This is a genomic window from Enterobacter sp. 237C8 (assembly GCF_034106865.1).
Lineage (GTDB): Bacteria > Pseudomonadota > Gammaproteobacteria > Enterobacterales > Enterobacteriaceae > Enterobacter > Enterobacter asburiae_B.
The window spans coordinates 1,944,376-1,961,728 of sequence record NZ_JAWNDF010000001.1 but is presented as its reverse complement, the minus strand read 5'-3'; the positions used below and the strand labels follow the sequence as shown (position 1 = coordinate 1,961,728).

Annotated in this window: 18 protein-coding genes and 3 tRNA genes; 16 read left to right on the top strand and 5 right to left on the bottom strand. The window is 51.5% G+C overall.

The annotated features are described in order from the left end of the window. Nucleotides 1–16: 16 nt before the first annotated feature. The 4 genes from amyA to fliD are packed head-to-tail and all read right to left on the bottom strand — an operon-like array spanning nucleotide 17 to nucleotide 3,786. The gene (gene amyA, locus USF70_RS09500) at nucleotides 17–1,504 is read right to left on the bottom strand and encodes an alpha-amylase (RefSeq protein ID WP_064672953.1); all 1,488 of its coding nucleotides are present in this window, start codon (nucleotides 1,502–1,504) and stop codon (nucleotides 17–19) included. Nucleotides 1,505–1,555: 51 nt separating this feature from the next. Continuing rightward, the gene (fliT, locus tag USF70_RS09495; RefSeq protein WP_033145899.1) at nucleotides 1,556–1,930 is read right to left on the bottom strand and encodes a flagella biosynthesis regulatory protein FliT; all 375 of its coding nucleotides are present in this window, start codon (nucleotides 1,928–1,930) and stop codon (nucleotides 1,556–1,558) included. Between the two features lie 5 nt (nucleotides 1,931–1,935). Beyond that, nucleotides 1,936–2,340 (bottom strand): flagellar export chaperone FliS, encoded by a 405-nt coding sequence (gene fliS, locus USF70_RS09490; RefSeq protein WP_033145898.1) that lies wholly within the window; start codon nucleotides 2,338–2,340, stop codon nucleotides 1,936–1,938. Between the two features lie 21 nt (nucleotides 2,341–2,361). Beyond that, complete coding sequence (gene fliD, locus USF70_RS09485) at nucleotides 2,362–3,786, bottom strand: flagellar filament capping protein FliD (protein WP_167818547.1); 1,425 nt, start codon at nucleotides 3,784–3,786, stop codon at nucleotides 2,362–2,364. Nucleotides 3,787–4,187: 401 nt separating this feature from the next. Between fliD and USF70_RS09480 the strand changes: the two genes are divergently transcribed. The 9 genes from USF70_RS09480 to sdiA all read left to right on the top strand — a co-directional run bounded on the left by USF70_RS09480 (nucleotide 4,188) and on the right by sdiA (nucleotide 12,098). After that, nucleotides 4,188–5,012, top strand: coding sequence for a flagellin (locus tag USF70_RS09480; RefSeq protein WP_033145896.1), 825 nt, complete (start codon nucleotides 4,188–4,190; stop codon nucleotides 5,010–5,012). 62 nt (nucleotides 5,013–5,074) lie between these two features. Beyond that, entirely contained in the window at nucleotides 5,075–6,280 is a 1,206-nt protein-coding gene (fliB, locus tag USF70_RS09475; RefSeq protein WP_320735563.1) for a flagellin lysine-N-methylase, read from the top strand. 129 nt (nucleotides 6,281–6,409) lie between these two features. Beyond that, complete coding sequence (locus USF70_RS09470; protein ID WP_014170714.1) at nucleotides 6,410–7,129, top strand: RNA polymerase sigma factor FliA; 720 nt, start codon at nucleotides 6,410–6,412, stop codon at nucleotides 7,127–7,129. Between the two features lie 54 nt (nucleotides 7,130–7,183). Next, nucleotides 7,184–7,735 (top strand): flagella biosynthesis regulatory protein FliZ, encoded by a 552-nt coding sequence (fliZ, locus tag USF70_RS09465; protein WP_236903278.1) that lies wholly within the window; start codon nucleotides 7,184–7,186, stop codon nucleotides 7,733–7,735. 86 nt (nucleotides 7,736–7,821) lie between these two features. After that, on the top strand, nucleotides 7,822–8,622 hold the full coding sequence (gene tcyJ / locus USF70_RS09460; RefSeq protein WP_023336163.1) for a cystine ABC transporter substrate-binding protein: 801 nt from the start codon (nucleotides 7,822–7,824) through the stop codon (nucleotides 8,620–8,622). 106 nt (nucleotides 8,623–8,728) lie between these two features. Next, nucleotides 8,729–9,715, top strand: coding sequence for a D-cysteine desulfhydrase (dcyD, locus tag USF70_RS09455; RefSeq protein ID WP_047061119.1), 987 nt, complete (start codon nucleotides 8,729–8,731; stop codon nucleotides 9,713–9,715). Nucleotides 9,716–9,736: 21 nt separating this feature from the next. Next, nucleotides 9,737–10,405: a cystine ABC transporter permease gene (tcyL, locus tag USF70_RS09450; RefSeq protein ID WP_014884380.1), complete on the top strand. Its 669-nt coding sequence runs from the start codon at nucleotides 9,737–9,739 to the stop codon at nucleotides 10,403–10,405. Further along, the gene (gene tcyN / locus USF70_RS09445) at nucleotides 10,402–11,154 is read left to right on the top strand and encodes an L-cystine ABC transporter ATP-binding protein TcyN (RefSeq protein WP_047061118.1); all 753 of its coding nucleotides are present in this window, start codon (nucleotides 10,402–10,404) and stop codon (nucleotides 11,152–11,154) included. The genes tcyL and tcyN overlap by 4 nt, the downstream gene beginning before the upstream one ends. A 221-nt stretch (nucleotides 11,155–11,375) precedes the next feature. Then, on the top strand, nucleotides 11,376–12,098 hold the full coding sequence (sdiA, locus tag USF70_RS09440) for a transcriptional regulator SdiA (protein WP_320735562.1): 723 nt from the start codon (nucleotides 11,376–11,378) through the stop codon (nucleotides 12,096–12,098). Between the two features lie 66 nt (nucleotides 12,099–12,164). On the opposite strand, the gene USF70_RS09435 is transcribed toward sdiA, so the two are convergent. Next, nucleotides 12,165–12,389: a DUF2594 family protein gene (locus tag USF70_RS09435; RefSeq protein ID WP_008500345.1), complete on the bottom strand. Its 225-nt coding sequence runs from the start codon at nucleotides 12,387–12,389 to the stop codon at nucleotides 12,165–12,167. Nucleotides 12,390–12,855: 466 nt separating this feature from the next. Between USF70_RS09435 and uvrY the strand changes: the two genes are divergently transcribed. The 7 genes from uvrY to USF70_RS09400 all read left to right on the top strand — a co-directional run bounded on the left by uvrY (nucleotide 12,856) and on the right by USF70_RS09400 (nucleotide 17,290). Next, on the top strand, nucleotides 12,856–13,512 hold the full coding sequence (gene uvrY / locus USF70_RS09430) for a UvrY/SirA/GacA family response regulator transcription factor (RefSeq protein WP_013096026.1): 657 nt from the start codon (nucleotides 12,856–12,858) through the stop codon (nucleotides 13,510–13,512). Beyond that, on the top strand, nucleotides 13,509–15,341 hold the full coding sequence (uvrC, locus tag USF70_RS09425; RefSeq protein ID WP_320735561.1) for an excinuclease ABC subunit UvrC: 1,833 nt from the start codon (nucleotides 13,509–13,511) through the stop codon (nucleotides 15,339–15,341). Before uvrY ends, uvrC begins: the two co-directional genes overlap by 4 nt. Nucleotides 15,342–15,397: 56 nt before the next feature. Continuing rightward, complete coding sequence (gene pgsA, locus USF70_RS09420) at nucleotides 15,398–15,946, top strand: CDP-diacylglycerol--glycerol-3-phosphate 3-phosphatidyltransferase (RefSeq protein ID WP_028019572.1); 549 nt, start codon at nucleotides 15,398–15,400, stop codon at nucleotides 15,944–15,946. Nucleotides 15,947–16,098: 152 nt separating this feature from the next. After that, a tRNA-Gly gene (locus USF70_RS09415) sits at nucleotides 16,099–16,174 on the top strand. A gap of 46 nt (nucleotides 16,175–16,220) precedes the next feature. Further along, a tRNA-Cys gene (locus tag USF70_RS09410) sits at nucleotides 16,221–16,294 on the top strand. A gap of 12 nt (nucleotides 16,295–16,306) precedes the next feature. Continuing rightward, nucleotides 16,307–16,393: transfer RNA gene (locus USF70_RS09405), tRNA-Leu, on the top strand. A 549-nt stretch (nucleotides 16,394–16,942) separates the two neighbouring features. After that, nucleotides 16,943–17,290 carry a hypothetical protein gene (locus tag USF70_RS09400; protein ID WP_126327672.1) on the top strand — a complete coding sequence of 116 codons (348 nt, stop codon included), beginning with the start codon at nucleotides 16,943–16,945 and terminating at the stop codon, nucleotides 17,288–17,290. Nucleotides 17,291–17,353: the final 63 nt, after the last annotated feature.

Genomic DNA, 17,353 nt, shown 5'->3' with positions numbered 1-17,353 from the left:
CCGCACGTTTCCCGTTCTACAGCGCATCCTCTATCACCCAAACGCTGACGCTTCCCCCATTACAGGTAAACGTCCCTTCGCCATCCGCCGCCGTGGTGATGGTTTCTTCGCGATTGCCGAGAAAATCCCGCCACGTTTTGTTGCCGTAGTTTTCCCCAAGACAAATCACTTTTTCACCATCATCCCCGTTCGACATCACCACCACGCAGCCGGGATCGTCATCGGTGCCGCTGCGGCTGAAAGCGATGCAGTTAGGATGGTCGAAAAACAGCGTTTGCACGCCGTGGGCAAAACGCTGGCGCGCGAGGATCAGCTCGTGAAGCTGCACAATGACCGGCATATCAATATGGTACGTTTCACCGTCGCCTCCCGCGTCGTCATAGCTGGCGCCGAAGAGATCCGGATAAAAGACGCTCGGCACGCCATTTTCCCGCAGCAGGATCAGCGCGTACGCCAGCGGTTTAAACCAGGCTTCGACCGGTGCTTCCAGCGCCTGCAAAGGCTGGGTGTCGTGGTTCGCGACGAGGGTGACCGCATGAAACGGATCGGCTTCCACCAGGGTACCGGTGAAGATTTGGCTCATGTCGTAATCCCGGCCCTGACGTGACGCCTCGTGGAATTTCATCTGCAGAGGGGCATCAAAGAGCATGGTTTTGCCTTCGACCTGGTCAATATAGGCCTGAAGTTTATCCACCTCATGGGACCAGTATTCCGCCACGATAAACAGCGGCTGGTCGGCGACTTCCTGGACGTGCTCAATCCACTCTTTGTAAAACCAGGCGGGAATATGCTTGACGGCGTCCAGACGAAAACCGTCGCAGCGCGTCTGTTCCATGACCCAGCGGGCCCAGTATTTGATCTCCTCGGTCACGGCGTGATTGCGAAAGTCGATATTTTCGCCCATCAGGTAATCGAAGTTGCCCATCTCATCATCAACCTGATCGTTCCAGCCTTCGCCGGTGTAGTCGTTGACGATTTTAAAGATGCCATCTTCATCGGGGTTTTCAATATGGTCGACGCCGCTGAAGCATTTGTAGTCCCAGATAAACTGTGAGTACTGCCCGGCCCGGGCTGGGAAGGTGTAGCGAGTCCAGGCTTCGCATTCAATGACCTCGTCATCGATTTGCGTGCGGTCCTGTTCGTTCACGCGCTGAACGCGCACGGGCTCTTTTTCATCGGCGCCCATTTTGTGGTTGACCACCACGTCCAGCAGCACGGCAATGTCGTTGCTTTTAAGGGCATCAATAGCCTCCAGCAGCTGCGCCTTGTCGCCGTATTTCGTGGCGATACTGCCTTTCTGGTCAAACTCGCCAAGATCGAACAGGTCATAGGTGTCATAGCCGACAGAATACCCGCCGGATGCCCCTTTACAGGCGGGCGGCAGCCAGATCATGTTGATGCCGATTTCGTTAAGATTGGGAGCTAACGCCGTGACCTCTCGCCACAATTCACCGCCAGCAGGGTAGTACCAGTGAAAACATTGTAACAGGGTGGGGTTTTTCATCATCCTTGCTCCAGAAGCCATTGGCAGACTTCTGGAGTATGGATGAAGAAATCATAGTTGTGTGTCGCGGGTCAAACTTTCTGGATAAAGAATATTCCCTGACAGCTTTCCATAGGTAGACGTGATGGATTGCTGTTTGCCGGTTTGATCAATCAGATTACGCAGTTCGTCCATGCGGACCTTCAGCAGTGCCTTTAGCGCATTCTCGTTTTCAAGGATCATTTCCAGCAGCGCACGCGCTTGCTCAACCTGAGCCGGAGGGCATGACATGATGGGCGTTTGAGATATCTTTTCCACCAGTTGAACATAATGCATTTCCTGCTCGATAAGCGCATCCCATTGACCAGAATGTGCGAGATTTAGCATAGCAATGCTCTGAGCATGTAACGCCTGCCAATGGCTAAGCGCTGCGCTGGGATTATTCATCAAAATTATCCTGAAATAGAGGACGCATTGGGGCCGATTTGCTTCCACGCATCCGCAATGTTGTTTAATAAACCCTCGACTTCAACAATTGCGTCTACGTCGTTACTGACATTCGCCAGCAACAAACGTCGAACCATATATTCGTACAAGGAGGCAAGATTACCGGACAACTCGCTCTCAACCTCCATGTTCAGTCCTGCTTTTAAACCGTTGTCGATGATATTGATGGCTTTCGTTAACGCTTCGCCTTTCTCACGAATTTGTCCGGCTTCCATGAACAAACGCGCGCGAACAAGGGCGCTATGCGCCCCGTCGAACAACATGACAATCAGCTGGTGTGGACTGGCATTCATGACTGCGCTTTCGACTCCTATCTGCTGATAGGATTGAACACCAGAGGTCTTATACATATCCACTCCTGAAGGCTACGACTATTTTTGTGAGAACTGTTGGGTCAGGTAGTTGGCTGTATTGGTCATTTTGGTGACTAATACGTCCAGACTGGTGAACTGGGTTTTGTAACGCGCCATGGTGGCATCAATAGTGGCTTCCATAGCATCGTAACGCTCACCCAGAGTTTTTAGCGTTTTGTTGATCCCGTCTTTCGCGTTCTGGATCACCCCGGCGCTGCCGGTACTGGTGCTGAGCATGGTGGTCAGCGTGTTGTTCATCTGAGTGGCCATACCGGTTTTCTTGCCGTCACCGACAAAATACTGCTGTACGGCGTTCGGATTCTCGGTCAGCGCTTTTTTCAGCTTATCGGTATCGACTTTCAGGTTACCGACGGTACCGTCAGAACCTTTTACCGGGTCCTGGGTAATTCCCAGCTGGGCCATGATCTGTACCGAGCCGCTCTGCACTTCGGTCAGCAGGCCGCGCAGCTGAGACTGGATCCCGCGCACGTTTGCATCACCAACAAGTGCCCCGTTGCTGGCTGACTGGCTGCCGGCGCCTGCATCAACCGGAACATACTTCGTCAGGCTGTTAATGGTGGACTGCAGCGAGTTATACGCCGTGACCCAGTCGGTGATCGCCTTCTGGTTAGCATCCGTTGCGCGAGTCACCTCCAATGTTTCATCTGCCTTGCTTTCTGCTTTCAGCGAGAAAGTCACGCCAGGCAGGGCATCGGTAATGGTATTCGTCTGGCGCTCAATCGAAATGCTGTTCACTACCACAATTGCGTTTTGAGCTCCGGTGTTAACCGTCAGTGCGCCCGTTTTTGTGGTTGAGTTGAAACCAATTGCGTTTTGCAGCTTATCGTCGCCAGTGACGCTGATCGTCATTTCACCATCCGTACCGGTGGTTTTAGATGACAGCATCAGGCGGTAATCACCGTCTTTCGCTTTAATGACGCTGGCGGTGACGTTGCCGTTCGCTTTATTAATGGCGCTCGCAATCCCGGCCAGAGACGTATCGCCATCCGCCAGGGTGACCTCTAAAGGCGTTTTCGTGCCCGGCTGGGTGATGGTGATTTTGCGCGTCGTACCTGTCGTATCGCCCAGCAAATCCGTGTTGTTTGCATAGGAGCCGGTAGTCAGTGCCTGTGCTTTTGCAACCTGGTTGACGTTGACAACAAAGGAACCCACGGACGCGTCAGCCGTTGTCGTGGCGGTAAAGGCCGTGTTGGTGCTGCTAACGGACGTTGAGTTCCAGGTGGTTGCTTTACCCAGCGCAGCGGTCGCAGTCTGCAGCGATGTCATGGCGCTCTGCAGTTTGCCGTAAGCGCTTAACTGTGCGTTATACGTTGATTGCTGGGAAGTAATCGTCGTCAGCTTGGTTCTTTCTGCTGCATCCAACTGATTATATAAATCCCCGAGTCCTGCAGAACCTATCCCGAGGTTACTGATAGTAGCCATGCATATTTTCCTTAAAATACGAAAGTAGTTCAGGACTCTTATCGGCCTCTCAACGTAAAAGTTTACGATGGTGAGAAAAAAATAATCCAAAGAATAGGCACGTCCTGGCGGGGTAAATGAAAGGATTGCACTTTAGGGTCATTATCCGTGTATTGAAAACACGAATAAGTGTGTGCCTTTTTTGTCATCTCTTTGCGCGTTAAAAAAGCATAAATAATAACGCTCTGATGGACCTCAATTGATTTATTAAAAATAAAATAATTAAAAATCAATGTTTTACAATTTTTTCAAAATTGATTCTAAAGTCTTTTGGGGACCCGTCGATAACCTTGTTGACGGTGAGAGACGCTGTGAGTGTTAGGCACCGGACCTAAAACCCAATTTTTGAAGGAAACAAAATTATGGCAGTTATCAATACTAACCTGTTGTCCCTGACCACTCAGAACAACCTGAACAAATCTCAGTCTTCTCTGGGCACTGCTATCGAGCGTCTGTCCTCCGGTCTGCGTATTAACAGCGCGAAAGACGATGCTGCTGGCCAGGCGATTGCAAACCGCATGACCGCTCAGATTAAAGGCATGAACCAGGCTGCGCGTAACGCCAACGACGGTATCTCCATGGCGCAGACTGCTGAAGGTTCTCTGAACGAAATCAACAACAACTTGCAGCGCGTTCGTGAACTGGCTGTTCAGGCAAGCAACGGCACCAACAGCACCTCTGACCTGGCCTCTCTGCAGGATGAAGTTACCGCGCGTCTGAATGAAATCAACCGTGTTGCAGGCAAAACTGATTTCAACGGCATCAAACTGCTGGACGGCACTGCAGGTACTGCTGGTGTGGTTAAAATTCAGGTTGGCGTGAACGACGGCGACACCATCGATCTGGACCTGAGCGGTGCAAAAGCTGACACCACGACTCTGGGTGTTGCTGCTATCGACCTGAAAACTATGACCGCTACCGACCTGGGCACCATCGACGCAGCTATCGCTAAAGTTGATAAAGCACGTTCTGGTCTGGGTGCTGTGCAGAACCGTTTCACTTCTGCAATCAACAACCTGAACAACACCTCAACTAACCTGTCTGCTGCTCAGTCCCGTATCCAGGACGCTGACTACGCAACTGAAGTTTCCAACATGTCCCGCGCGCAGATCCTGCAGCAGGCTGGTACTTCTGTTCTGTCTCAGGCAAACCAGGTTCCACAGACCGTTCTGTCTCTGCTGCGTTAATTTTACGCGTGAAACCCCGCTTCGGCGGGGTTTTTTTATCTCTGCTATTTGAGAATCCGCCTGTGAAACAAATCAGTGTCACTCAACCAAAGCTGGTCGCAGATTTTTCATGTGTCGGTGGGGAATGCCGTGAACATTGTTGTCAGGGCTGGACCATCGCGTTTGATAAATCCTCCGTTAATCGCTATCTGAACAGTAAAAATGCCGCTATTCGTCAGACGGCGAAAACGGCGATAAAAGTCACCAAAAAAAACTATGACCACTGGGGTGAAGTGATTTTCCATACGGAAAGTAAAAACTGCCCGTTTATGGATACGGAAAAACTCTGTTCTGTTCATAGCGCCATGGGCATCCAGGCCTTAAGCCCAACCTGTACGTCGTTTCCGCGGACAAACCGGGTCTATAAAAATGAAATCGAAAAATCGCTGAACCTCTCGTGTCCGGAAGTGACCCGACTTCTGTTGAACGATCGGGAGTCTATGTCGTTGATGGAATCTGTCATTGTTCAGCAGGACGTCAATAATGCGCCGATGATTGATTTGAAGGCAAAGGTCATCAATCTCTTCTGCCAGAATATTTTCAGCGTTGAGGGCGTCAGCGTTGAAGAACAGGTTTACGCCGTGGTGAAATTCCTCATGGTGGCGGAAAAGCTCGATAATCTCGAAGAGAATATTAGCACGCTCGAAACGGTCTATTTCTCGCTGGTTAACGGACTGGTGAGCGGTAAAATCAAAACGGAATTAGGCGGATTTAATCAGAACTACAGCCTGAAATTCGCGTTAATTTCGCTCATCCAGAGCTACTTCACGAAGAAAGTGACAGCCCGCGGCGGTGCGGTATTAAACCGTTATTTTACCCAGCTTTATCAACAATTTGAGTCTGCGGGTGACACCGTCCCGGCAGAGAAGGTCATGGAGAACATCGAGTCCGTCTGGCGCGATGTGGCGGGCAGTTACCTGGCGACCCATGACCATTTATTCAAGAACTTTTTTAAATACAAACTCTGGGAGCAGGGCTTCCCGCAGAACAATGGCCGCAGCATGTTGAATAACCTTTATTTAATCGTTGCGGAGTTCTATTTCCTTAAAACGTTACTTGCCGGTCAGGCGATCGTGGCGGGGAAAATTGAACAAGATAATATTATTGATGTTATTTACAGCTTCCACTCCCTTAGCCAGCATAATCAGGAAGCGGGAAAGCTCTTTCATCAACATATAGATAGCGTCAAACTGGGCGACGATCTTTCATTGTTACAACTGTTAATTTAGCCAGAAAAGTTGCCCCTGTTGTGGGCAACCTCAGAATAACCTCACTTTATCCCCCTTTTTCATCCAATTGAACGCCCTGCAGAATCGGATAATCATGCCGATAACTCAACTAACGCAGGGCTGTTTATCGTGAATTCACTCTATACCGCTGAAGGTGTAATGGATAAACACTCGCTGTGGCAGCGTTATGTCCCGCTGGTGCGTCACGAAGCATTGCGCCTCCAGGTGCGCTTGCCGGCGAGCGTGGAACTCGACGATCTGCTACAGGCGGGCGGTATCGGGTTATTGAATGCAGTTGACCGATACGACGCTCTGCAAGGAACGGCATTTACGACTTACGCAGTTCAGCGTATTCGTGGTGCGATGCTGGACGAGCTGCGCAGCCGCGACTGGGTGCCGCGCAGTGTTCGCCGCAACGCGCGCGAAGTGGCGCATGCGATGGGGCAGCTGGAACAGGAACTGGGACGTAACGCAACGGAAACCGAAGTGGCGGAACGTCTTGGCATTGCTGTTGAAGAGTATCGTCAGATGTTGCTCGATACCAATAATAGCCAACTCTTCTCTTATGACGAGTGGCGCGAAGAGCATGGCGATAGCATCGAGCTGGTGACGGACGAGCACCAGCAGGAAAACCCGTTACACCATTTAATGGAAGGGAATTTACGCCAGCGCGTCATGGAGGCTATTGAAGCTCTGCCTGAACGCGAACAGCTGGTATTGACCCTTTATTACCAGGAAGAGCTTAACCTCAAAGAGATTGGCGCTGTTCTGGAGGTGGGAGAGTCGCGGGTGAGCCAGCTGCACAGCCAGGCCATTAAACGCTTACGAACCAAGCTGGGTAAGTTATAGGTGATTGATTCACCTTAAAAATGCCGCACAACGTATTGACAACCAGGAGTTATCATGACGGTGCAGCAATCTAAAAGACGGCCTTTAAGCCGCTACCTGAAAGACTTTAAACACAGCCAGACGCATTGCGCCCACTGTAACAAGTTACTCGATCGTATCACGCTGGTTCGCCGGGGCGAAATCGTCAATAAGATTGCGATTTCGCGTCTCGACACGTTGATGGACGAAGCAGCATGGCTCGAAGAGCAAAAAGAGTGGGTGGCGCTTTGCCGTTTCTGTGGGGATCTCCACTGCAAAGAGCAAAGCGACTTCTTCGATATTATCGGCTTCAAGCAGTTCCTGTTTGAACAAACGGAGATGAGCCACGGTACCGTTCGCGAATATGTCGTTCGCCTGCGCCGCCTTGGGCAACATCTGACCGTAAACAATATTTCTCGCGATCTGCTGAAAACCGGTTATCTGGATGAAAATCTGGAGCCGTGGCTGCCTGCGACCAGCACCAACAACTACCGAATTGCGCTGCGCAAGTATGCGCAATACAAGGTACAAATGCCGGGTGCCCTAAAGCAGAAAGCCCACGCCGGAACAACTTCTGATATATATTAAAAAAGAATAAGATGTAGCGCAGTCGCCTTTGACGTTGCAGGCGATTTCTCTACACTACGTAAAAATTCCACTATATCGGGGTATTTATGAAATTTGCACTTCTGGGTCGTCAGGCGCTGATGGGTGTTATGGCCGTTGCGCTGGTTGCGGGTATGAGCGTGAAAACGTTCGCCGCAGAAAACCTGCTGAATAAAGTAAAAGAGCGCGGTACGCTGCTGGTCGGGCTGGAAGGAACCTATCCTCCGTTCAGCTTCCAGGGCGATGACGGTAAGCTGACCGGTTTTGAAGTGGAGTTTGCTGAAGAGCTGGCGAAGCACCTCGGCGTTAAAGCGTCACTGAAACCGACCAAATGGGACGGTATGCTGGCGTCGCTGGATTCCAAACGTATTGATGTGGTGATTAATCAGGTGACCATTTCTGACGAGCGTAAGAAGAAATATGATTTCTCTACGCCGTACACCGTGTCCGGTATTCAGGCGCTGGTGAAGAAAGGCAACGAAGGCGGAATTAAAACTGCCGCGGACCTGAAAGGGAAGAAAGTCGGTGTCGGTCTGGGTACCAACTACGAAGAGTGGCTGCGCCAGAACGTGCAGGGCGTGGATATCCGTACCTATGATGATGACCCGACGAAATACCAGGATCTGCGCGTGGGCCGTATCGATGCCATTCTGGTTGACCGCCTGGCCGCGCTGGATCTGGTGAAGAAAACCAACAATACCCTGGCGGTAGCGGGTGATGCGTTCTCTCGTCAGGAATCAGGCGTTGCCGTTCGTAAAGGTAACGAAGACCTGGTCAAAGCGATTGATTCCGCGATTGCTGACATGCAAAAAGACGGCAGCCTGAAGGCGCTCTCCGAGAAGTGGTTCGGTGCAGACGTCACGAAATAAGCTTCTGCCGTAAAAAAAGGCGCTTTTAAAAGCGCCTTTTTTATTTCTTTCGCGTCTGCGTGCATAATGAAAAATATCACATTTTGTCAGAGTTACCGGAGAACCCATGTCACTACAGAATTTAACGCGCTTTCCCCGCCTGGAGTTCATCGGCGCGCCGACGCCGCTGGAGTACCTGCCGCGATTTTCTGATTATTTAGGGCGCGATATTTTTATCAAGCGTGACGACGTGACGCCGATGGCGATGGGGGGCAATAAGCTGCGCAAGCTGGAGTTTCTGGCGGCTGATGCACTGCGCGAAGGCGCGGATACGCTCATTACCGCCGGGGCTGTCCAGTCCAACCACGTTCGTCAGACGGCGGCAGTGGCGGCAAAGCTCGGGCTCCACTGCGTGGCGTTGCTGGAAAACCCGATTGGCACGCGGGCAGAAAACTATCTGACCAACGGCAACCGCCTGCTGCTGGATCTGTTTAACGTGCAGGTCGAAATGGTGGATGCGTTGACCGACCCGACCGCCCAGCTCGACGAGCTGGCGACGCGTCTGGAAGCGCAGGGGTTCCGCCCCTACGTTGTCCCCGTCGGCGGTTCGAACGCGCTGGGCGCGCTGGGGTATGTGGAAAGTGCGCTGGAAATCGCGCAGCAGTGCGAGGGCGCGGTGAGCCTTTCCTCCGTGGTTGTCGCGTCCGGCAGCGCGGGCACGCACGCCGGGCTGGCGGTGGGGCTCGAACAACTGCTGCCGGACGTCGAGCTGATTGGCGTGACGGTATCCCGCAGCGTCGCGGAGCAGAAGCCGAAAGTGGTCACTTTACAGCAGGCGGTAGCCGCGCAGCTGGAGCTGAAGGCCAGGGCCGATATTCTGCTCTGGGACGACTATTTTGCGCCGGGTTACGGCACGCCTAACGAAGAGGGCATGGAGGCGGTGAAGCTGCTGGCGCGCCTCGAGGGGATACTGCTCGATCCGGTCTATACCGGCAAAGCGATGGCCGGACTGATTGACGGCATTGCGCAGAAACGCTTTAAGGATGAAGGGCCGATTTTATTTGTCCATACCGGCGGGGCGCCTGCGCTGTTTGCCTACCATCCTCACGTCTAAAAATCAGGTCGAAAAATAATAATGCAAGAAAGTATTCAACTGGTTATTGATTCTCTGCCGTATCTGCTGAAAGGTGCGGTATTTACGTTACAGCTCAGTATCGGCGGGATGTTCTTCGGGCTGGTGCTGGGATTTGTGCTGGCATTAATGCGCATGTCACCCATCCTGCCGGTACGCTGGCTGGCGCGCTTTTATATCTCCGTCTTTCGCGGCACGCCGCTTATCGCCCAGCTCTTTATGATTTACTACGGCTTGCCGCAGTTTGGTATCGAGCTGGACCCGATCCCCGCGGCGATGATTGGTCTGTCGCTCAATACCGCGGCGTACACCTCTGAAACCCTGCGAGCGGCGATCTCCTCCATTGACAAAGGGCAGTGGGAGGCGGCGGCCAGTATCGGGATGACGCCATGGCAGACGCTGCGTCGGGCCATTCTGCCGCAGGCTGCGCGCGTGGCGCTTCCACCGCTCAGCAACAGCTTCATTAGCCTGGTGAAAGATACGTCCCTGGCGGCAACGATTCAGGTACCGGAACTGTTCCGTCAGGCGCAGCTCATTACTTCGCGCACGCTTGAAGTCTTTACCATGTATCTGGCCGCCTCGCTGATTTACTGGGTGATGGCGACGGTGCTGTCTGCTCTGCAAAACTACTTCGAAAACCAGCTTAACCGCCAGGAGCGTGATCCAAAATGAGTGCTATCGACGTCAAAAACCTGGTGAAAAAATTCCACGGTCAAACGGTGCTCCACGGGATAGATCTTGAAGTCGAGCAGGGTGAAGTGGTGGCGATTATCGGACCAAGCGGTTCGGGAAAAACGACGCTGCTGCGCAGTATTAACCTGCTTGAACAGCCGGAAGGCGGCACTATTCGGGTAGGGGAGATAACGATTGATACCGGGAAATCCATTAGCCAGCAGAAAGGGTTAATTCGCCGCCTGCGCCAGCATGTCGGCTTCGTTTTCCAGAGCTTTAATCTCTTCCCGCACCGTACGGTGCTGGAGAACATTATTGAAGGACCGGTCATTGTAAAAGGTGAATCGAAAGAGGACGCGACGGCGCGCGCACGCGAACTGCTCGCTAAAGTCGGGCTCGCGGGGAAAGAGACCAGCTATCCGCGCCGTCTGTCTGGCGGGCAACAGCAGCGCGTGGCGATAGCGCGCGCGCTGGCTATGCGCCCTGACGTGATCCTTTTTGATGAACCGACCTCTGCGCTCGATCCGGAACTGGTGGGTGAGGTGCTTAACACCATTCGCCAGCTGGCGCAGGAAAAACGGACGATGGTGATCGTGACGCATGAAATGAGCTTTGCACGCGATGTAGCTGACAGAGCCATCTTCATGGATCAGGGGCGGATTGTGGAGCAGGGGCCGGCGAAAAGCCTGTTCGCTAATCCTCAGCAGCCGCGAACCCGTCAGTTCCTTGAAAAATTCCTGATGCAGTAGCATTTTTGCACTAATTTGCTCCAGAAATTTAGGCTGGAGCAAATTATTCTCCCTTCGGGGGCAGTCGTTTGTTTTTTTATTCCATCCGGCCCGGATAAACCTTATCAATAGTAAAGTTAATTGTGCTAATGCCGATATTTTGTAGTTAGAAAAAAGTTTTATGTGTTAGGTTATATTCACCATAATAATGATTATCTTTTCAGAGGCTTCATTTAGTAAGTATGAAGGATTCAGACTTTTTCACCTGGCGACGGGATTGCTCCCTCCGGTTTCAGGAATTGACCTGTGTCGACGAGGTATATCAGGAATTACAGCGACAAACTCAGACGCTTGAATTCGATTGTTACTCGCTCTGCGTGCGCCATCCCGTGCCGTTTACCCGGCCTAAGATCTCTGTGCATACCACTTACCCAAAGCAGTGGATGGCGCAATATCAATCCGCGAACTATTTCGCGATTGATCCCGTCTTAAAACCGGAGAATTTCATTCAGGGTCATTTACCCTGGTCAGACGCATTATTCGCTGACGCGCAGGAATTATGGCACAGCGCGCAGGACCACGGTTTACGCGAGGGAATAACGCAGTGTCTGATGTTGCCTAATCATGCGCTCGGCTTCCTGTCTGTTTCCCGTACTAGTGTACTGGCAGGGCCTTTTGCCCGTGAGGAAATAGAACTGCGGCTGCAAATGCTGGTGCAAATGGCCTTAACATCTCTGGTGCGTTTTGAAGATGAGATGGTCATGCCACCTGAAATGAAATTCAGCAAACGCGAGCGCGAAATTCTGAAATGGACTGCGGAAGGGAAGACGTCAGCGGAAATAGCGATCATTCTCTCTATCTCAGAGAATACCGTTAACTTCCATCAGAAAAATATGCAGAAGAAATTCAATGCGCCTAACAAAACCCAGATTGCGTGCTACGCGGCGGCAACGGGACTGATCTGACGGGATAATACGTTCTGCGTGACAGACGAGCAAACGGCTGAATGCACTGCATCCAGCCGTTTTTTGTTACTGGCGGTAGGCTTGTTTGATTTGCTTAACGGTGTTAGCAAATACCGCAGATTCAGCCTGGTCTTCCATCTCCGCGATTTGTTTTTCCATTTTAATGATCACACGACCGGCATCCGCCTGGCCCATCGCCTGCAGCATCAGCGTCAGCAGTGCTTTCAGGCAGTTTACTTCCTGTGCCAGTTCCTGGTTATTCTCCGCAGTGGCAAATTCAGGTGTGCTCATTTATTTTCCTCATTATTTAACGGCGCTAAAGCGCGACGACGAAAGTCAAGGCGGCGGAGTATACCACAAGCTGCAGCAAAAAATGCAGCGGTTGTTTTTCGTACTTTTACGTTGATGTTTAATTGCGTAAACAGAACGTACCGGTAAACTAAACCGCCGTGAAAGGCTATTAATTGTTTATGCCCGGTTCGCTTGCCGTTAATTATTGTTACAAAAATTTGAGAACTGTTTTTTTGCAGGAAAAGCCTGCAAGTTTTTTGTAACTTTTTGAATACAGATGCTTAAAAAAAGCTGCAAAAGCGCGGAATGCATGGTCTCTCTTTCCACGGACTGTACAGCCTAATTTCCAAAAACGAGAGCAAAATCGAATAGCCGGTTTTTTAACGTTTTAATCTTGCGAGGAAAACCGTTAATATAAACCAAATTATCACTCAGTAGCGTTATCCCTATTCTGGAGACATTTCCTTTGATCAACGTCCTTCTTGTTGATGACCACGAACTGGTGCGCGCAGGGATACGACGCATTCTTGAAGATATTAAAGGTATTAAAGTTGCCGGTGAGGCGTGCTGTGGCGAAGATGCGGTAAAATGGTGCCGCACAAACTCGGCCGATGTGGTACTGATGGATATGAACATGCCCGGTATCGGTGGCCTTGAAGCAACACGCAAAATCGCGCGTACCTTTGTTGATACCAAAGTCATCATGCTGACCGTGCATACCGAAAACCCACTGCCCGCGAAAGTGATGCAGGCGGGCGCAGCGGGCTACCTGAGTAAAGGTGCTGCGCCGCAGGAAGTCGTCAATGCAATCCGTTCCGTGTTTGCCGGACAGCGCTACATAGCTTCCGACATTGCCCAGCAGATGGCGCTGAGTCAGATCGAGCCCGAAAAAACCGAATCACCGTTTGCCAGTTTGTCCGAGCGTGAATTGCAGATTATGCTGATGATCACCAAAGGTCAGAAGGTGAATGAGATCTCGGAACAGCTGAATCTCAGCCCGAAAACGGTGAACAGCTATCGTTACCGGATGTTCAGTAAACTGAACATCCATGGTGACGTCGAACTGACGCACCTGGCCATCCGGCACGGTTTGTGTAATGCGGAGACGTTGTTAAGTCAGTGAGTGATGTGTTCGATTCAAAAGCATTTCTGAAAACCGTAACCAGCCAGCCTGGCGTCTATCGCATGTATGACGCTGGCGGTACGGTTATCTACGTGGGGAAGGCAAAAGATCTTAAAAAACGCCTCTCCAGCTATTTTCGCAGTAACCTGGCGTCCCGAAAGACCGAAGCGCTGGTCTCACTCATTCAGAATATTGATGTCACCGTCACGCACACCGAGACAGAAGCGCTGCTGCTTGAGCACAACTATATTAAGCTCTACCAGCCGCGCTATAACGTCCTGTTGCGTGATGATAAGTCCTACCCGTTTATTTTTCTGAGCGGCGATACCCATCCGCGCCTCGCCATGCACCGCGGTGCAAAACACGCCAAGGGCGAATACTTCGGGCCGTTCCCTAACGGCTATGCCGTGCGAGAAACGCTGGCGCTGCTGCAAAAAATCTTCCCTATCCGCCAGTGTGAAAACAGCGTTTACCGTAACCGCTCGCGCCCGTGCCTGCAGTACCAGATTGGACGCTGCCTGGGGCCTTGCGTGGAAGGGCTGGTAAGTGAAGAAGAGTATGCCCAGCAGGTGGATTATGTGCGCCTGTTCTTAGCCGGAAAAGACGATCAGGTCTTAACGCAGCTGATCGCGCGGATGGAAAAAGCCAGCGGCGCACTCGAGTTCGAAGAGGCCGCGCGTATCCGCGACCAAATCCAGGCGGTGCGCAGAGTCACTGAGAAACAGTTTGTCTCGAATACCGGTGAAGATCTCGACGTCATCGGTGTAGCCTTTGACGCCGGGATGGCCTGCGTGCACGTGCTGTTTATTCGCCAGGGCAAAGTGCTCGGCAGCCGCAGCTATTTCCCGAAAGTACCCGGCGGTACTGAACTGGGTGAAGTGGTGGAAACCTTTGTCGGCCAGTTCTACCTGCAGGGGAGCCAGATGCGCACGCTGCCTTCTGAGATCCTGCTCGATTTTAATCTTGACGATAAAACCCTGCTGGCCGATTCGCTCTCTGAACTGGCGGGCCGTCGGGTGAATGTACAAACTAAACCGCGCGGCGATCGCGCGCGTTATCTTAAGCTGGCGCGAACCAACGCGGCGACGGCACTCACCACTAAGCTGTCGCAGCAGTCGACGGTCAACCAGCGTTTAACGGCCCTGGCGACGCTGCTGAAGCTTCCGGAAGTGAAACGGATGGAGTGTTTCGACATCAGTCACACGATGGGGGAACAGACGGTGGCGTCGTGCGTGGTGTTTGATGCGAATGGCCCACTGCGCGCCGAGTATCGCCGCTATAACATCACCGGGATCACGCCGGGCGATGACTATGCGGCCATGAATCAGGTGCTGCGTCGTCGCTATGGTAAAGCCATCGAAGAGAGCAAAATCCCGGATGTGATCCTGATTGACGGCGGGAAAGGGCAGCTCGGCCAGGCGAAAGCGGTATTTGAGTCGCTTGATGTCAGCTGGGATAAAAACCATCCGCTGCTGCTGGGCGTCGCAAAAGGGGCCGATCGTAAGGCCGGTCTGGAGACATTGTTCTTCGAGCCGGAAGGCGAGGGCTTCAGCCTGCCGCCGGACTCCCCGGCGCTGCACGTCATCCAGCATATTCGCGATGAATCACACGATCATGCTATCAGCGGTCACCGCAAAAAACGGGCGAAGGTGAAAAATACCAGTAGCCTGGAAACGATCGAAGGCGTGGGGCCAAAACGTCGCCAGATGCTGCTGAAATATATGGGCGGATTGCAAGGATTACTCAACGCCAGCATGGAGGAAATTGCAAAAGTGCCGGGTATTTCGCAAGGGCTGGCAGAAAAGATCTACTACTCGTTGAAACATTGAGGGCTCTGTAGCAACATAGAGCTAAATTTTACTGACAACAAACAGTTACCGTCATTATGCAATTTAATATCCCTACGTTGCTCACTCTCTTTCGTGTTGTACTCATCCCGTTCTTTGTACTGGCATTTTACCTGCCGGTCGTCTGGGCACCTTTCGCCTGCGCATTGATCTTCCTGATCGCAGCGGTCACCGACTGGTTTGATGGCTATCTGGCGCGCCGCTGGAATCAAAGCACGCGTTTCGGCGCCTTCCTCGATCCGGTGGCAGACAAAGTGATGGTTGCTATCGCCATGGTGCTGGTAGCCGAGCACTATCATACCTGGTGGGTGACGCTGCCCGCAGCAACCATGATCGGCCGCGAGATCATTATCTCTGCGCTGCGCGAATGGATGGCGGAACTGGGCAAACGCAGCAGCGTGGCGGTCTCGTGGATTGGTAAAGTCAAAACGACGGCGCAGATGGCGGCGCTGGTCTGGATGCTCTGGCGTCCGAACGCCTGGGTTGAATGGGCGGGAATTGGTCTGCTGTGGGTGGCGGCAGTGCTGACGCTGTGGTCCATGCTGCAATATTTGAACGCTGCGCGCGGGGATTTGCTTGATCAGTGATCGTTTCGCCGTAATTTTCAGCAAACGATCCGGGGATGCAAAAAATAACGTTGACTCATAACGTCATATCAGTAGAATGCAACGCATCGAACGGCGGCACAGCAAGCCGGACGATAATGAAATCAAGTGGTTAGATGTTTACTTGATGACATGCGGGAATAGCTCAGTTGGTAGAGCACGACCTTGCCAAGGTCGGGGTCGCGAGTTCGAGTCTCGTTTCCCGCTCCAGATTAAAGACATGCGCAGTAGCGGGTGTCAGTTTTAAAAGTTTTACGGCGCGTTAGCAAAGCGGTTATGTAGCGGATTGCAAATCCGTCTAGTCCGGTTCGACTCCGGAACGCGCCTCCACTTTCTTCCCGAGCCCGGATGGTGGAATCGGTAGACACAAGGGATTTAAAATCCCTCGGCGTTCGCGCTGTGTGGGTTCAAGTCCCACTCCGGGTACCATGGGAAACAAAGAATAATCAAAGCAATAAGCAGTGTCGTGAAACCACCGAAAGGTGGTTTTTTTGTGCCTGTAATTTCTGTTCACTTTTTTCGTCAGCTTGACTCGCCACAGGAAAAGGACAATCCTGTCCCGTACACTCTACATCAGCCATTTTTCCTTTTTTATTAAATAGATAGTCATGTTTAAAGACGGTTGTGTTTTAGCCGAGTATCTTCAAGTTTCGAATGAAACACGGTTCGCATAAATTGATGCAAATCAAACTGATTTAAGTTAATGCATTTCTAATATTAATTAATTCGCGCAAAAAAATAATAGTGATGTATCTTAGCCGTAGCGAGAAGACGTTTAATTTGATAATTGCTGGTGGCGATTCGCTATATTGTCGGATCAAACCGTCAGTCTTATGTTCACGGGGTTAAGTCCTGGCAAGGAATGTCTTTACCAGAAACACACCTATTTCAGTTAACAAAATGTATATTTTACAATAACAAGAAGCCGTATCCCTGTCGGGAAAGACTCTAGATTTTAAAAGAATTGGATAATTAAAAATGAAAAAAATAATGATAGCTGCTTTTTTATCAGTAGTGATGACGGGATGTGCTAATAATCCTAACGCCTCTGACTATGAATTATGTCAGGCTATGAGCGGTGACACGTTCACCAGCGGGTCGGAAGCGGCTCAAATGATGCAAGCCAGAATACAGGCGGGCACTTCTACGGTCAGTGCGGCAGATTGTGCGGCTATTGCACAAAGTACGGCAGCAGGATGGCAACAAAAGGCGGCTAACCTGAATGCAGCTAGCGCTGCATATAATCAAAGTATTCAACCTAAACCTACCCTGGAAACTAATTGTAATCCGACTATAAACGGCGGTTTTACCTGTACGCAGCAATAATGAGTCCTTATAGCTTAACTTTGTGATAAAACGCGTTATTCACAATCCTCATCGTTCGCGCTA

Bases quoted from the DNA above. Each gene is read 5' to 3' on its own strand.
- amyA (WP_064672953.1), bottom strand. From the start codon at position 1,504: ATGAAAAACCCCACCCTGTTACAATGTTTTCACTGGTACTACCCTGCT.
- fliT (WP_033145899.1), bottom strand. From the start codon at position 1,930: ATGAATAATCCCAGCGCAGCGCTTAGCCATTGGCAGGCGTTACATGCT.
- fliS (WP_033145898.1), bottom strand. From the start codon at position 2,340: ATGTATAAGACCTCTGGTGTTCAATCCTATCAGCAGATAGGAGTCGAA.
- fliD (WP_167818547.1), bottom strand. From the start codon at position 3,786: ATGGCTACTATCAGTAACCTCGGGATAGGTTCTGCAGGACTCGGGGAT.
- USF70_RS09480 (WP_033145896.1), top strand. From the start codon at position 4,188: ATGGCAGTTATCAATACTAACCTGTTGTCCCTGACCACTCAGAACAAC.
- fliZ (WP_236903278.1), top strand. From the start codon at position 7,184: ATGACGGTGCAGCAATCTAAAAGACGGCCTTTAAGCCGCTACCTGAAA.
- tcyJ (WP_023336163.1), top strand. From the start codon at position 7,822: ATGAAATTTGCACTTCTGGGTCGTCAGGCGCTGATGGGTGTTATGGCC.
- dcyD (WP_047061119.1), top strand. From the start codon at position 8,729: ATGTCACTACAGAATTTAACGCGCTTTCCCCGCCTGGAGTTCATCGGC.
- tcyL (WP_014884380.1), top strand. From the start codon at position 9,737: ATGCAAGAAAGTATTCAACTGGTTATTGATTCTCTGCCGTATCTGCTG.
- tcyN (WP_047061118.1), top strand. From the start codon at position 10,402: ATGAGTGCTATCGACGTCAAAAACCTGGTGAAAAAATTCCACGGTCAA.
- sdiA (WP_320735562.1), top strand. From the start codon at position 11,376: ATGAAGGATTCAGACTTTTTCACCTGGCGACGGGATTGCTCCCTCCGG.
- USF70_RS09435 (WP_008500345.1), bottom strand. From the start codon at position 12,389: ATGAGCACACCTGAATTTGCCACTGCGGAGAATAACCAGGAACTGGCA.
- pgsA (WP_028019572.1), top strand. From the start codon at position 15,398: ATGCAATTTAATATCCCTACGTTGCTCACTCTCTTTCGTGTTGTACTC.
- USF70_RS09400 (WP_126327672.1), top strand. From the start codon at position 16,943: ATGAAAAAAATAATGATAGCTGCTTTTTTATCAGTAGTGATGACGGGA.